This is a genomic window from Agriterribacter sp. (genome assembly GCF_035444585.1).
GTDB lineage: Bacteria > Bacteroidota > Bacteroidia > Chitinophagales > Chitinophagaceae > Agriterribacter.
In genome coordinates this window covers 22,071-37,943 of record NZ_DAOMOZ010000019.1, presented here as the reverse complement: position 1 = coordinate 37,943, position 15,873 = coordinate 22,071, and the positions used below count along the sequence as shown (strand labels likewise).

The following is a 15,873-nucleotide window of genomic DNA, read 5'->3' as shown; positions in this document are numbered from 1 at the left end:
GCTTGATCTTTTTGAATAATTTAAAAAAAATGTCAACCTATTTTAGGCACGCACATAAGGATGGGTGAATGGGCAATAAGTGAAAAGTGAATTAAGCTTTCTTCTATCACTACTCACTACTCACCATTCACTACTCACTACTCACTACTCACTACTCACTTTTTCACTTTTCACAATAATATACAGCACTGCCTGCTTAAATATTAATAATTGATTTTCATGAAACAAACGCCTTTTACCGCAAAACATATTGCTGCCGGCGCCAAAATGGCTGAGTTCGCGGGGTATAATATGCCGATTTCCTATACAGGCATTAACGATGAGCATGCTGCCGTACGTAACAATGCCGGCGTTTTTGACGTTAGCCATATGGGAGAATTCATTTTTAAAGGTGGAGGAGCTTTGGATCTCATTCAGCGGGTAACCACCAATGACGCATCCAGGCTTACCAACGGCAAGATACAATACAGTTGCCTCACCAATGAAAACGGCGGAATCATTGACGACCTGCTGATATATTGCATCGAATACAATAAAGTATACATGCTGGTGGTTAATGCTTCTAATATTGAAAAAGACTGGGACTGGATCAGCCATCACAATACCGGGAATGTGGAAATGCATAATATTTCGGATAAAACCTGTTTGCTGGCAGTGCAGGGACCCAATGCGGCAAAGATCCTGCAGCCGCTTACGGAGCTGGACATATTGAACCTGAAATATTACACTTTTGTAAAGGGCCGTTTCGCCGGGGTTGATAATGTGCTGATCAGCGCTACCGGGTATACCGGGGCCGGCGGTGTGGAAATATACTTTGAAGATTTGTCTGCCGTTGGCCCGGATGAGCCATTCGGGCAGGGTGAGAAAGGGAATGCGGAAACCATATGGAACGCCATATTTGAGGCGGGTGCACCTGTGGGCCTGAAACCCATAGGACTGGGCGCCAGGGATACGCTCCGGCTGGAAATGGGTTATTGTTTGTATGGAAACGATATTGATGATTTTACAACACCATTAGAAGCAGGTTTGGGCTGGATCACTAAATTTACCAGGCCTTTTACGGCGAGTGAATATCTTCAAAAACAAAAAGCGTCGGGCGCCGATAAAAAATTAGTGGGTTTTGAAATGATTGATAAAGGCATTCCGCGGCACGATTACCGGATCAGGGATGCAGAAGGAAACTTAATTGGGCGGGTGACTTCCGGTACACAGTCTCCCACCCTGGGACGGGCCATAGGGATGGGATATGTAACAACAGAGTTTGCGGTCATAGACAGTGAAGTGTATATTGAGATAAGAGATAAGCCGCTAAAGGCCAAAGTAGTAAAGCTGCCTTTTGTGCAACAAATATAATATATAAATAACCTTTATGTCCTATGGCTTCCATTCATCTTACCACATTCGTTAAAGCCCCTGTTGAACGGGTATTTGACCTTTGCCGCAATATCACCGTGTATAAAAAAGCGCTCGAAAGCAGAAATGAAAGTTTATCTGCAAGCGCCGCCGGAATATTGGTGAACGCCGGCGATACCATTACGCTTTCTGCCAGGCACCTGGGTAAAACAAGAGTTATGACCGCAAGGATACTGGAAATGAATATCCCCGAAAAGTTTGTGGAGGAGCAGGTGAAGGGCGATTTGAAGAGCTTCAGGCATGAGCATCATTTTAAACCGGTTGAGAACGGCACCCTGATCATTGACCTCATTGAAATGGAAGAACCGAGGGATGCGGTAGGCGGCATGCTGGGAAAATTTTTCATGAAAAATTATTTTGAAGCTTTGCTTAACAAACGCAATGCGCTGATAAAGCTTTATGCCGAATCGGAAAAGTGGCGTGCCGTAATGGGCTGATCTTTTATGTAGATCCCGCTTTCTTTCAGATATTTGCAGCTTTCGCGACAGCGTGGTTTTATATGAACGGAAATAAACCTGCACTACACACGGCGCTTTCGCCTTCTATGCTGCATCTTTACGATGTAAACAATACGATCGTTGTAATCATTGACGTTTTGCGGGCCACCTCTACTATTGCCACGGCGTTATACAATGGGGCTGCCTGCGTTGTGCCTGTAGACACCGTGGCCCGTTGTATAGCATTGGGCAGGACGCCCGGGACGGTTACTGCCGGGGAACGGGACGGAAAGATCGCCGAAGGGCTCCAAAATGGTAACTCTCCTTTTGAATATCCCCGTGTGTTCATCGAAAATAAAACACTTGTACTCACAACCACCAACGGTACCCGGCTGTTATACATGGCGCTTGAAAGAGGTGCAAAGAATATTATCACAGGATCCTTCCCCAATTTATCGGCCGTAGCTGCCCACCTCATTGCACAAAAACAAAATGTAGTATTGGCCTGTGCTGCGTGGAAAGACAGGATAAACCTGGAGGATACACTGTTCGCAGGAGCAGTTATTGACAGGGTAAAAGCATATTTTAATATCAACTGCGATTCGTCTACCATAGCGCATACGCTGTTTATGGAAGCCAAACCCGATATTTATCAGTTTGTTAAAGACAGGCAGGCTTCGCATTACCTGCGCCTAAGCGGCTACGGACTGGAAAAGGACATACGGTACTGCCTTTCACCCGATATTGCCGATATACTGCCTGTATACGCCGAAGGAAAGCTGACAGCAGCATATAATGGAGACCCGCGGCCCCAAAATATTACCCCGTCCTTCTAACCTAACCTCTACTGCGCTTTTTTTTGTAATTTCGCCAATTAGCCTTTTCTGAACGATGGGCGTGAATTACCGAATTTTTCTCAAGCATGGCTTTACCACACCTTATTAAGTTTGTATACAATAATGGCACAGATGAAGTAATCCGCAGGGGCAAAAAGATCCATTCTATCGGATACGTTGAATTGATTGAACACGATGACCTGCTGGGGTCTGTTACCTTTAGAGTGAAGGATGACAGCTATGCCACCTTTTACAAAGTATACGTTCAAAAATATAAAGATCCCAAAGGTTTGTCGGTTCGCTGTACCTGCCCGTATAATCTGGGAGATATTTGCCGCCATGAAACAGCAGCCCTGCTCCAGTTGCAGGAGCTGCTCGATAAAAATGTGCTCGGCGAAAAAGATGTATTGTATCACCAGCGCCATACTGTTATTAAAATGAAGGATATTGAGCTCAAAAGCATCCGGCTGCTGAGCTCGCCCGATATTTATGCAGAAGCCGAAAAAATATTACAAAAACAAAAAGCAAATATCATAAGTGCGGCAAACGAAAGGGTAGAAGCAAGCCTGGTGTCCAATGGCGAATCCTTCCCTTTGGTAATACAAAAAAACGAGGAGCGGAATTTTGATACTTCCTGTAAATGCGATGAACAGGAACACCCGCTTTGTGTGCACAAAGTAGCCCTGTTCCTGCAATTGCTTAATGCTTACGGTCCTTATTATTTTGATACTATCCGTAACTGGGACAAGCAAAAAAATAAATTGCTGGAAGCATATGGCTATTCACTGGAGGACGACCTGACAGGAAAATTTGAATTTACCTATAAAGACGGGAAACCTTTTCTGCGGGTGCTCGATCCTTCTATTAAAAGAGCGGATCCTGTATCGGGTGGATTGCTAAAATCACGCACTGTTGTTCCGGAAAAGGAACCTGTAATAGCTGAAGAAGAAGTTCCGTTGCCCGCCGAAAACATCCTCCGCGTTGGTGTGGTGTTTAATGAAACAAAAGCAGCATACCCTTACTTTGCACTGGATGCCGTTAGCGGAGAAATAAATGACAGCAGCACAGGCTTCAGCGGTAAAATTGAAAAGCTTGATATTGTAAAATTTGTAAACGCAGATCAGTATACAGACCAGGATAAGCAGCTCCTGCAGCAGATCCGTAAGCTGAACGAAGCTGAAGTAAATAAATATGTGAGCCGCAATTCCCCTTTTTCGGGAATATGGGAAAACATTATCCATCACGAAGACGATGATCTTCCGGAGGAAACCAAATCCCTGATCACCGAATACTGGTATCCTAAACTGCTTAAATTATTTAACGAGCAAAAAGATAATCCGCTCATCTATTTTTTGCCGCACAGGAAGAATTTTATTACTTCCAATCTCCTGCCGGTTCAGCTGTCTGATGAAACGGCAACCCCCGTTTTTCATGTAAATGCCCAAAAAGCAAAAATGGAAATAGCCTGTTATGTGCAGGTAAACGGAACAGAAGTGCCTTTGCAGGAAAACGAGTGGAACAGTCATATGATTTTTAAATATGCGGATACATTTTATAACTGGAGCAGGCAGGAAGATATAATGGAAATTGAAAAATTTTTCCAAAAGGAGAACCTGCTTGTTGACGCAGAGGACTGGCCCGGTTACCTGAAAAAAGCCATTATCCCGCTAACAAAAGATTATAAAGTGCGGTTTGCCGAAAGCCTTGTTCAGGAAGTAAAGGATGGCGACCCGGAGGTGAAAGTGCAGTTGCAGGAAAAAGGAGATTACCTGTTGTTCGTGCCTTTATTTTCTTACAAGGGCTATGAAACACGGTTCAATGCAAAAGACATCATTACGTTGCAGGTAAACGATAAAGTGCTTGAAATTCACCGCAACCGGCAGGCAGAATTGCAATTCATAAAAAAACTGGAAAGCCTTCATTCCAATTTCATTCATCCCGAAGGAGCAGCCACACTGGCTTTAAAAGGTGCGGACGTTTTAAAGAACAACTGGTTCTTTTTGTTCATCGACAGCATGAAAGAAATGAATGTGCCGGTAGTGGGTTTTGATGTGCTGAAAAACTTTCGCTTTAATACAGCCCGTCCTTCTACTGAAATCCATATCAGCAGCGGTATGGACTGGTTCGACGCCAGGGTAAAAGTAGTGTTCGACGGTCAACAGGTAAGCATAGACGAAATTAAAAGAGCGCTGGCCAACAAACAGCAGTTTGTTCAGCTTAATGATGGCACCCTCGGCATATTGCCCGAAGGCTGGGTAAAAAAGTATTCACTGCTGTTCAGGGTAGGCGAGGGTAAAAACAATGCTTTGCGTCTTTCAAAATACCATCTCAGCGTTATTGACGAATTGTATGAAGAAAGGAACGAAGCCGAGGTTTTAATAGAACTGGAAGAGAAATACAACAGGCTGAGAGGATTTAACCGCATTAATGAAATTGATCCGCCCCGGGGGCTGGAACATATTTTACGTCCTTACCAGGTAGCGGGCTATCACTGGCTTAATTATTTGAGTGAGGTAGGTTGGGGCGGTATTTTAGCCGATGACATGGGTTTAGGTAAAACAGTGCAGGCTTTATCATTTCTGCAGTTTTACCGCGATACCCACAATGCACTGAAAGCCATGGTGGTTTGTCCTACCACCCTGATGTTCAACTGGGAAAATGAAATAAAAAAATTCACGCCCGGGCTTACCTATCACATTCATCACGGAAGCGACAGGAGCAGGAGTAAGGAAGCTTTCGATGCCTATAATGTTATTATCACCACTTATGGCACTTTGCGCAGTGATATTAAGTTGCTTACGGACATGCGTTTTGATTATGTTATTCTTGATGAATCACAGGCCATTAAAAACCCGCAAAGCAAGGTAACCAAAGCTGCCGGCCTGCTGTTATCAAAGAACAGGCTCTGCCTGAGCGGTACCCCTTTGCAGAACAATACGTTTGATATTTACGCGCAGATGAATTTTTTAAACCCGGGCATGCTGGGCAGTATCGAATATTTCCGGAATGAATTTGCCACTCCTATTGATAAGTTTGGGGAGCAGGACAGGAAAGAGCATCTGAAGAAGCTGCTGTATCCATTTATTTTGCGCCGTACCAAAGAGCAGGTGGCAAAAGACCTTCCCGAAAAAACAGAAACGATCCTGTTTTGCGAAATGCAGGCTGAGCAAAGGGAAATTTACGAAGCTTTCCGCAACGACTACCGGAATAAGATACTGGGTGTGATCAATGAGCAGGGCATTGAGCGTTCGCAGTTAACCATTTTGCAGGGCTTAATGAAGCTTAGGCAGATCTGCGATTCTCCCGCAATTATGAATGAACCTGAAAAGTATCCCAATCATTCCATCAAACTGGAAGAAATTGCAAGGGAGATCACCGAAAACATAAGCAATCATAAAGCACTTGTATTTTCACAATTCCTGGGTATGCTGGCCCTGATCAAGGATAAGCTCAGAACGCTGGATGTACCCTTTGAATATTTTGATGGAAGCACATCTGCGCAGGAAAGAGAAAGAGCCATCAATCGCTTTCAGAATGATGATACCTGCAGGGCTTTTCTGATATCTCTTAAAGCCGGTGGCGTGGGATTGAACCTTACCGCGGCCGATTATGTATATATTGTAGACCCGTGGTGGAACCCTGCCGTTGAGCAGCAGGCCATTGACCGCACACACCGTATAGGACAAACGAAAAACATTTTTGCCTATCGCATGATCTGCAAAGACACCATTGAGGATAAGATCCTTCAATTGCAGGAAAAAAAGCGTTCTTTAGCGAGAGACCTGATAGCGGATGATAACACTTTTGTTAAGAGCCTTTCGAGAGACGATGTGGAATACCTGTTCAGCTAAGTGGTGGTTGGCGTTCAACGGTCAGGGCATCAGCCTTCAGCAACCACCCCACAGCCAATAAGCAATAGCGGTCAGCTATAAACTTTCCAGCTCCCTTCTTCCCTTTCTTTTTTTATGATAATATTTAATGGGATAAAAGTCAGGACGTTGCATAATTTTATTCAATAAGCTGAAAAGCAACCTGTTGAGATGAAATGGCTTTTGCGTTGTGAAGGAGTTCATAATGGCTGTTTTAATATAATATTGGATGAAGTGGGATTTATAAGTAACGCAGCATGAAACATTTTATTATATTTCAGGATAAGAGGTTAATTAAGGTTAAAGCAATAGCCACATGCAAGGGGTAAAATATATTTTTGCAGCCATATGAACCGCAAATTCAGCATATCGGTTGGTTTAATGGTGGCAGCCATCGCTTTGATCGCTGCCTTCCAGGTGTATTGGATCGTTATAAAGGTCAACGAAGAAAAAAGAGTGCTTCGCTTTCGCACCAATGTAATATTCCGCGAATCGGTTTTCGATCTTCAGGCCTCCAAATTAAAATTAGACAGCAGCTCCAGGCTGCGCTACGGCTTACCACCGGATATAGCCCGGTTTACAGAAACCATAAGAAAACGCATGAGCGATTCTTTTTACACCGTTCCCCCGCAACCCACACGCAATTCTATTATTACAGTAGAAAGACCTGCAGGTTCGGCACCCGACGACACTGCTTTGCGCAGGAGCTACAGAGCCGGGGGAAGGTTTTTTGAGTTCCTGATCGGCATAGATTCCCTTCAGGACTCGCTAAGGGTTATGGATATCCGGGACGCGTACACAAAAAACCTGCAAAAGGAAGGTATCTCCGTTCCCTTTTCTATTATAAGAAAGGAGGAGTCTGAGATAAAGCGCGATGAGCAACCGCGGCCCCAATGGAATAAGGCCACCATCGGCCTCACACATCCGATCAGCTACCAGGTACAGTTAGGCAGTACTTTTAATTATATTTTTGAAAAAATTTTACCTCAAATTGTTTTTTCTATCTTCCTGATCGGGTTAACCATCACCGCTTTTTCCGTTTTATACAGGAATCTCAGGGCCCAGCAAAGGCTTACCAACATCAAAAACGATTTCATAAGCAATATCACTCATGAGCTAAAAACGCCTATTTCCACAGTAAGCGTAGCCATTGAAGCGATAAAAAATTTTAATGTGCTGCAGCAGCCCGAGCGTACAAAAGAATACCTTGATATAGCAGGCAATGAACTAAGCCGGCTGTCTATGCTGGTAGACAAGGTGCTTAAGCTCTCGATGTTTGAAAAACAGCAGACAGAGCTAAAATATGAACATTTTGATATAAAGCAACTGGCAAGCGAAGTAATTGATTCTATGGCACTGCAATTTGAGAAAGCAAAAGCAAAAGTTAACCTGCACAGCTCCGGTAACCGGTTCATGATAACGGCCGATCAGTTGCATATTACCAGTGTGCTGTATAATTTATTGGATAATGCGCTCAAGTACAGCAAAGACAAACCCGTTATTGATGTAAGCCTGATCTGTAAAGACAATGAATGCATATTAAAGGTGAAAGATAACGGGATTGGCATACCTGCCGAATTTAAAAATAAAATTTTTGAAAAATTCTTCCGTGTTCCAACCGATAACAGGCATAACATTAAGGGATACGGTTTGGGACTGAGCTATGTAGCCCATATTGTTCAGCAGCACCGGGGCACCATTAACCTGCAAAGCGAGCCGGGCAACGGAAGTGAATTCACCATAAAACTGCCTATCACCCATGAAGAAAACTAAAATACTGTATGTTGAAGATGAAATGTTCCTGGCAAAAATTGTAAAAGAAAGTCTTGAAAGCAGGGGGTATGAAGTTTTTCTGGAAATGGATGGCGCAGATGTAATGAAACAATTTCATGAAATTGACCCCGATATTTGTATCCTCGACATCATGCTTCCCAATAAAGACGGCTTTGCCATTGCAGAAGAGATCAGGCAGGCCGATATTGCCATGCCCATCATTTTTTTAACTGCCAAAACCCAAACCACCGACCTGGTAAAAGGATTTCATAAAGGGGCCAATGATTATATCCGCAAGCCTTTTAGCATGGAAGAACTTATTGTGCGTGTGGAAAATGCGTTGCGCTACCGCAATAATGAAGCACAAAACGCGGAACAAAAGGATGAGATACGGATGAGCAAATATATTTTCAATCCGCACCGGCAAACGTTGACCTACGATAAGGAGGAGAAAAAATTATCTTTCAGGGAAAGCGAATTGTTGAAGCTGCTGTATGAAAACCGCCAGCATATTATTGACAGAAGAGATATCCTGAACGTATTATGGGGAAGCGATTCATTCTTTAATTCAAGGACGCTGGATGTATACATCACCAAAATCAGGGGCTACCTCAAAAACGATCCTGCATTGGAGATCATTACCGTAAAAGGAATTGGTTACAGGTTTGTGATGGAATAAAAGAGCCCGGTCTCCGTAGCAGACCAGGCTTCAACCTTAACCATTCTTATATTTATCTAACCGTTTAAGACCGTTGAAAATTTCAAATATCTGTTGTCGGGCGAATAAATGAACAGGCAGGAGCCCTCTTTAATGGCATCAATAATAGCTTTGTGGTCTTCCATGGGCACTGCCGGGCAGCCGTAACTTCTTCCAAGCATCCCTCTCTCCTGCAAATACCGGTCATCGGCATAACCCGCGCCATGTATTACGATATTTCTCCTGAATGCTTTATCATTGATATTCTTTTCCATTCCCTGCAAACGCAGCGAGTAACCGTTTTCGCCACGGTATGTTTTTGCAGTTACATAAAACCCCAGGCTGCTTTTATGAGATGCCATGATATTGGAAAACTGACGTGCATATTCCATCCCCGAATTTTTTCCATGCGCTACCCTGCTGTTAAACAAAAGCTCAACATTTTTCAGGTCAATAACATACATCCTTTTTTCACGCGATGACTTTGAAAAATCAATGATCGTCAGGATGCTGTCTCTGTTCAGCCTGCCCTTGTTGGCCAGTTTGCTGAATCCTTTCATTGCCAGCTCAAGCACATTTTTTTGAAGTCCGAGCTCCTGTAAATGAATGCTGTCGTATAAGCGGCTTACAAATACTTTGCGCACCTCTGTACGAAAATCGTTTGGAAGATAATAGCTTACCGTTGGAAGAACAGGGGAAAAACGGTTCGCTTTGATACCCGAAATGAGCACGGGTGCAATAAAAAGAATGGCAAATGCCAGTTTTTTAGGTACGGAATGGAATTTCATCGGATTACAATTTCTAAGCCTCATATTAACGGCATTAGTTTTGGGATATTGTAAATATAATCTGGGAGAATATCTTCTTAAACCAGGTACAATTGTTTACCTAACCTTTTTAAGATCAGGGCCGTTTGTGATCATTTAAAAGGCTGCAAAGATACAGATCCCGGTCCCGATTACTGCTTTGTTTTGACATACATTAACAATTTTTAAAACGCAAGACGTACGATATTCTTTAAAATTAGTGATTCGGTTAAAATGTTCAAAGCGTTTTATCATTTTTCGGGTACGAATTTTAATTTTCCAAGCACCTTATTGATATCAATTGTTATGGTATAGATCAATTCAAACTGGTCGGTTATGGTTTTAAAGCCCGACAGGGTTTTTCTTACATTGCTGTTTACCGCCCCATCTGTTAACTCCGATACCCTTTGCGCCAAAAGGTCATGGATAATATCGCGTATTTGCGCAAATCCCTTTTCGGCAGGATCTGCCGGTTCGCTCCCGCTGTTTTGCGACAGGGCAATGCCCATTTGCCGCTCTATGCTGTCTGCCACAGCTTTAAATGCATCCGAATGATACCTCGGCGCCAGGGACTGCATATATATACCCAGCGTGGCAATATGGGACGTGAGCATATGATTGCTTACCACCAGGTGATGCAGCAACTGCGCCTGTTTCGTTTTATTCTTAGGTTCCGATAACAGGCGCTGAAAAGCATCCGAAAGGTTGGCCAATGCAACGTAAGCGTCTTTTCTCGCTATTTTATAGGCATTGATCTGCGGTGCCGTAGCATAAAATGCACGGGCCACTATACTAAAATACCGGAGATTGGCTTCCATTAGTTTATGAATATATTCATTTACCTGCTCCCGCTCCCACCGCGGTAAGAAGAAGAAAGCGGCAGTGAAAGAAATTGCTGAACCTATAGCCGTGTCTATTACACGATCGGTTGCCAGACTTTTAAAATCGGCAGGATGCAGGAAGTGAAAGGCAAGCAGCACATATACTGTAATGGCTGCCACACTTATTGAATACCGGATCTGCAGAAAACTGTACCCAACGATCATAACAATGATCATTATGCCAAATAACACGGTATCGGTTTGCACATTGTACAACAATAAAAAACCGGCTCCTGCACCGGCTAATGTTCCCATCAGCCGCTCCACGTTTCGCTTTTTACTGATGCTGTATGCAGGCTTTAATATGGTAACCGTAGTTAAAAGTATCCAGTAGCCATGACCGAAAGGAAGGAACTGGGCAATAATATACCCCGCCAAAATACACAGGCTAACCCTCAGGGAATGGCGGAATATATTGGATTTCAATGAAAAGTTCTCCGCCAGCAGCTTCGGGTCAAATTCCTGGCGCGAAACGAAGTCCCCGGCATCTATTTCATGCTTTATTTCCTGGTGCGTCTCGCTGTTGTAAGCCGTGTACCTGCGCAGGCGCTTAATGCGGTCGGCAATATCTTTTACGGAGTTCAAAATATGCCTGAGGCTGATAAAGCCTTCCAGGTTACCGGGCTTCAGAAAGACATCCCTGTAGGCTACAAACGCATCCTCTGTTTCCCCGATAAGCATGCTTAAGCCGTTGGTATCCCTTGACGGGAATCCGCTTTGAATAACGAGCCCTATTTTGTCCAGCTCATTTGCCGTTTCTAAAATGAGCCGCCTGAATTGCTCCAGTATATTTCCCTCTTTAAAATATTCATGAAGCGATTTATAATTTTGTTGTGATGTCATTACCTGCTCAAACAGGTCAACCGAATCAATGAACATCATCAACAAAACCCGTCCTCTTGTTGTAGACTCCCTGGTAAATCCTCTTGCCTTGAACAATAATTCCCGCAACTGCTCCTGCTGATGGTGTATGCTTATTTGCAACGGAAGAAGTTCTTTATACACTTCATCGTATACGACATTGCTTTTGTATAATTTTGATTTTGTTTTAAGATAAGAGGCGGTAAGCATGATACATTCGCCAAGCGCCTGTTGTATAAGCCGGTACGGTTTTAGCGAATACAGCAAAAGGCTCAGCAGCATGTACCAGACGCCTCCTCCCAGCATGAAAAGCGCATCGCTCATCACCCGCTCCTGCCCGGAATGCACGTCAATATTAAGCACCATTACAATTATAGCGATCAGCCCAATGGCATTGGCACGATTGCCATAAATACCGGTAAAGGAGAGAAAAAAACCCAATACAGTAAGCTCAACAGCCAACAGCCAGGGATAACTGCGGGTATACCCGATAATTATGGCAACAATAAAGTTGAAGATATTGCTGGCCAGCATGCCGTTCCTGCGGTGATGGATCGGTCCCGGCGAGTCGGTAAGGCTAACCATTAATGCTCCCAATGGCAATGCAATGCCAACAGACAGCAGGTTGAACCTGTATAAAATCCAGGCGGGCAATATGGCTCCTACTGTAATTCTCAGTCCTTTTGTAAGGTATTGCCCGGTTATGAATTTCTTAAATTCGTTAATGTAGTTAAACTCCGAAATAGTACGCAGCATTGTGCCGCAAAATTAGAGGTTAATAAAGGGAATAACTTACTGGCTGCACTGAAGAAGGGAATACATAGACCAGCAAAGACCACTGACCGGCAATTTAAAGCGGAATGGAAACGACTCCCGGTGGGTTTACGGTTTAGCCGTAGGGCACCTGTACGAGGTAAGCGTAAATGCAAGCCCCACTTCTGCTATTACATATGCATCTGTTTGATTCCTGAACCCTCTCTGGCGGCCTTTTGTGCCTATCCTTATGCCATCCCCGGTTTCATAAGAACGATCCTGCAATAAATACCACGGAGTAGGTGAACCATCAGGCAGGGTAGTTGCAAATGCATCGGGGTAGTAATAAGTGCTCACATCATCTATATAATCGGAAGTGGTAAACCGGTAAGCCACTTCAAAAGAGAAATTGATATTGGGGTTGATATTGTATTTAAAGCCCATCCCCAGCGGCATGCAAAAAGCTACTGCACTATAGGGTTTACGTGCGGGATACAGGGATGAGCCCTGGCCCTCGGTGCCCAACGTACGTAAAAAATATTTTTTACCCTGTAAATAGGCGTATGGATCATAGTTAAAAGCGCCCACACCCAGCGTAACATACGGCGTAAAATTCAGGAAAGGCTCACCCGGAATAAATCGCATGAAGTTAAAATCGCCCTGGATGGTGGCTTCCCAAAGGTTGCTGTTAAAGCTGAGGTTCCTTCTTTTCTGATAATCGTTCTTGCTGTAAATATCGGAATAGCCTATTTGCGCATAATGCAGTCCAAGGCGTAATGCGATATACTCTCCAAACTGCTTACGAAAAAAAACACCCAGTGCAGGCTTTGGGCGATTAAGCGACGCATTGGTATTGATATCGCCAAAATAATGTGCGGCGCCTACGGTAACACCAATTTCACCTTCCTGTACAACACCATCTACCTGTGCCATGGAAGATGAAAAAAAGGCTATACAGAAAACCGACACGAATAACTTCTTCATCAATACAAAGTTTGTTTTTACAAAACACTCATTGCTAAAGTTGAAACAACTTAATAACGCCTGAACATCGTATCACACCATCACATTAAGCAATGCAAAATACAGGATTAGTAGCGAATGTCAATGATATTGCGATTGATTTTAATGAAATCTTAATAGAAATCAGGCTCAGTTTCTTTTGTCGAGGCCCCACGACAGCTTCCCCCTGAGCGTTTGCAAATAGCTGTTTTCGCTCAATCGCAGCAGCCCTATCGTAAATGACTCTTTTTTAACAGCCAGCTGTATCTCTTTATTCACAATTTCGCGGCGCGAATCCAGCGCACATATAAACTGGTCTGTTCTGCCTTCTATTTCAAAAGAAACAATGCTGTCGTCGGGGATCACTATAGGCCTGACATTAAGATTATGAGGAGCTACAGGCGTTATGATAAAGCTCCCGGATTCGGGGAACAATATGGGTCCGTTACAGCTCAACGAGTACCCTGTTGACCCGGTAGGCGTGGATACGATTATCCCGTCGGCCCAATAAGTGTTCAGAAATTCACCATTGAGATAGGTATGGATCCTGATCATGGATGAAGTATCTCTTTTGTGGATGGCAAATTCATTGAGGGCATAAGGCGTTTTGCCAAAAAGAGGTATGCTGGCATCGAGGTGAATAAGGCTTCGCCTGTCTACAACATAGGTGTGGTTAACCAAAGCGGCTACGGTATCGGCGAGCTCATGCTTACCAATAGTAGCCAAAAACCCCAGTCGCCCGAAATTAATGCCCAGCACAGGAATATTACTATCTCTTATAAAAGTTAATGTGTCCAGTAAAGTGCCGTCCCCTCCCATACTTATAACACACTCAAACCCATCATCCAGATCGCCTGCATCAATAAACGTGGGGTATTGGCCGGATTGAAAAAGATGTTTGATCTGTTCAAAAAAATCGTGTTGTATATAACATGAGATATTTTGCTTCTCCAGTTCATTTAAAAGCAGCATGAGGTCTTCCTGCCTGACTGTTTCACCACCACGGCTGTATATTGCGATTTTCATCAGTATAGTATTTTCTAAAAACCAAGACGGGCCTGTAAAAATAAGCCGTTTTCACCTAACTGGTTAAAGCTATATTCCAGAAAAAGAGTAAGATCATAAATAGACAGCATATCCAATCCCACGCCACCGGTGTACAATAAACGGTTATTGAGCGGGTTGGCACTCAACATTTTTTTACTGTACACATAACCCAGGTCACCATACGTTTTCAGGTAAAATTTGAACGGAATGACCCCGTACGACCTGGATTTTAACCCGGTTCTCAATTTGGGGCTCCAGATCTCTCTTCTCAATGTTATTTTAGACATTCCCCCGGCAACCCCGTCTACCACATAATATTCCAGCCCCCGCATAAACATATCGCCATATCCCATCATTTGCCGGTTAAAATAAGGCTGTTCAAAAGGAAGTTTTACGGTAGCTACACCCTGCACCGAAAAATAATATTTGGGAAACAATTCCCAGTATTTGCCTGCTTTTGCGGAAAGCTCCCACAGGTTCATGTCTCTGGTAACACCCCTCTTCATAAAAGAAAACTCCCATTGAAATCCTTTTAACGGAAAAGGAATATAATTAACGTTGAAATACTGATATTGATAATTCAGCTCGGGGTATTTTACTTCCTTAATATCATTTCCAAAATATTCGGGATTAAGGTTCAATACGGAGTCATTGATCTTATTAACATTGTAGCTCAGCTTTACATTGTGCCTTCTGATATAGCCCGTACGATAGCTGTAGCCAACCCCCACCCGCAGTTTCTCGGTTATGAACCGGCTTTCATCTTTGTAAAATATCTGCTTGTTGTTTTCCGTAATGTAATTAAGCTCTTTGTTCTGGGAGAACTGGAAGTCAACGCTCATGCCGCTTTTCAATGAATTATCAAAATAGGGCGCAGTATAGTTCAGCAGCACCTGCTTCGAGTAACCGGTTATGAGCCATATGTTCAACTTGTCGTTCCGGCCGCTTACATTGTTACCGATGAGCTTGATGCCGTAGTTTACCCTGGCCAGGCTGGCGTTATACTCATTGATCCAAACGTTAAAATTACGGTCTACAGGCTTAAAATAGGGAACAGGAAAATAATACCATCTTTCCTTTACATCAACAACAATATCCATGGAATCGTTGAACCAATTGGAAAAGTCAACCGTAACATCAATAAACAGCCCGGTATTGATTAAATTTTGCTTTGAGCGGGGAAGGTTTTTGAGTATATCTGAAATGGAATACCGGCTGTTTTTCTTCATTGGTATCTCCCTTGCAATAATATAGGATTTGGTAACTCTATTGCCCGTAATAATGATATCCCGTATGGTAAGAAACGATGACTTCAGTACGTTGTCGTCTTCATGCGGTGTTTCTTCCGTTTCCTGAGCCATTGCACAATGAAAAAAAACAAGCATTATCCCACACAATAACACGTATTTATACAGTTCCCTCATCCGCTCTATTGAAGTATATTGTTTTTGGTGACCAAAGAACTGAAACCGAACCAACACAGCACTACTCCTGAATT

Annotated in this window: 12 protein-coding genes; 6 read left to right on the top strand and 6 right to left on the bottom strand. The window is 43.4% G+C overall.

Features of this window, described 5'->3' with window-relative positions:
• Window positions 1–219: 219 nt before the first annotated feature.
• The 4 genes from gcvT (at window position 220) to PLH26_RS03690 (ending at window position 6,537) form a co-directional block, all read left to right on the top strand.
• Entirely contained in the window at window positions 220–1,353 is a 1,134-nt protein-coding gene (gene gcvT / locus PLH26_RS03705; protein WP_324584639.1) for a glycine cleavage system aminomethyltransferase GcvT, read from the top strand.
• Window positions 1,354–1,376: 23 nt separating this feature from the next.
• Window positions 1,377–1,850 carry an SRPBCC family protein gene (locus PLH26_RS03700; RefSeq protein WP_324584638.1) on the top strand — a complete coding sequence of 158 codons (474 nt, stop codon included), beginning with the start codon at window positions 1,377–1,379 and terminating at the stop codon, window positions 1,848–1,850.
• A gap of 62 nt (window positions 1,851–1,912) precedes the next feature.
• On the top strand, window positions 1,913–2,686 hold the full coding sequence (locus PLH26_RS03695) for a 2-phosphosulfolactate phosphatase (RefSeq protein WP_324584637.1): 774 nt from the start codon (window positions 1,913–1,915) through the stop codon (window positions 2,684–2,686).
• Window positions 2,687–2,772: 86 nt separating this feature from the next.
• The gene (locus PLH26_RS03690; RefSeq protein ID WP_324584636.1) at window positions 2,773–6,537 is read left to right on the top strand and encodes a DEAD/DEAH box helicase; all 3,765 of its coding nucleotides are present in this window, start codon (window positions 2,773–2,775) and stop codon (window positions 6,535–6,537) included.
• 75 nt (window positions 6,538–6,612) lie between these two features.
• On the opposite strand, the gene PLH26_RS03685 is transcribed toward PLH26_RS03690, so the two are convergent.
• Window positions 6,613–6,759, bottom strand: a complete 147-nt coding sequence (locus PLH26_RS03685) for a hypothetical protein (RefSeq protein WP_324584635.1) — start codon at window positions 6,757–6,759, stop codon at window positions 6,613–6,615.
• A 144-nt stretch (window positions 6,760–6,903) separates the two neighbouring features.
• On the opposite strand from PLH26_RS03685, the gene PLH26_RS03680 reads away from it, so the two are divergent.
• Both PLH26_RS03680 and PLH26_RS03675 read left to right on the top strand, forming a co-directional pair.
• Complete coding sequence (locus tag PLH26_RS03680) at window positions 6,904–8,328, top strand: sensor histidine kinase (protein ID WP_324584634.1); 1,425 nt, start codon at window positions 6,904–6,906, stop codon at window positions 8,326–8,328.
• Window positions 8,315–9,007, top strand: a complete 693-nt coding sequence (locus PLH26_RS03675; RefSeq protein ID WP_324584633.1) for a response regulator transcription factor — start codon at window positions 8,315–8,317, stop codon at window positions 9,005–9,007. The genes PLH26_RS03680 and PLH26_RS03675 overlap by 14 nt, the downstream gene beginning before the upstream one ends.
• Window positions 9,008–9,063: 56 nt before the next feature.
• Here PLH26_RS03675 and PLH26_RS03670 read toward each other — a convergent pair whose 3' ends face one another.
• From PLH26_RS03670 to PLH26_RS03650, 5 genes are all read right to left on the bottom strand, one after another.
• On the bottom strand, window positions 9,064–9,813 hold the full coding sequence (locus tag PLH26_RS03670; protein ID WP_324584632.1) for a murein L,D-transpeptidase catalytic domain family protein: 750 nt from the start codon (window positions 9,811–9,813) through the stop codon (window positions 9,064–9,066).
• A 269-nt stretch (window positions 9,814–10,082) separates the two neighbouring features.
• Window positions 10,083–12,329: an FUSC family protein gene (locus PLH26_RS03665; protein ID WP_324584631.1), complete on the bottom strand. Its 2,247-nt coding sequence runs from the start codon at window positions 12,327–12,329 to the stop codon at window positions 10,083–10,085.
• A gap of 126 nt (window positions 12,330–12,455) precedes the next feature.
• On the bottom strand, window positions 12,456–13,310 hold the full coding sequence (porG, locus tag PLH26_RS03660) for a type IX secretion system protein PorG (protein WP_324584630.1): 855 nt from the start codon (window positions 13,308–13,310) through the stop codon (window positions 12,456–12,458).
• A gap of 168 nt (window positions 13,311–13,478) precedes the next feature.
• Complete coding sequence (locus tag PLH26_RS03655) at window positions 13,479–14,354, bottom strand: NAD kinase (protein ID WP_324584629.1); 876 nt, start codon at window positions 14,352–14,354, stop codon at window positions 13,479–13,481.
• 14 nt (window positions 14,355–14,368) lie between these two features.
• Window positions 14,369–15,736, bottom strand: a complete 1,368-nt coding sequence (locus tag PLH26_RS03650; RefSeq protein ID WP_324584628.1) for a POTRA domain-containing protein — start codon at window positions 15,734–15,736, stop codon at window positions 14,369–14,371.
• Window positions 15,737–15,873 lie beyond the last annotated feature (137 nt).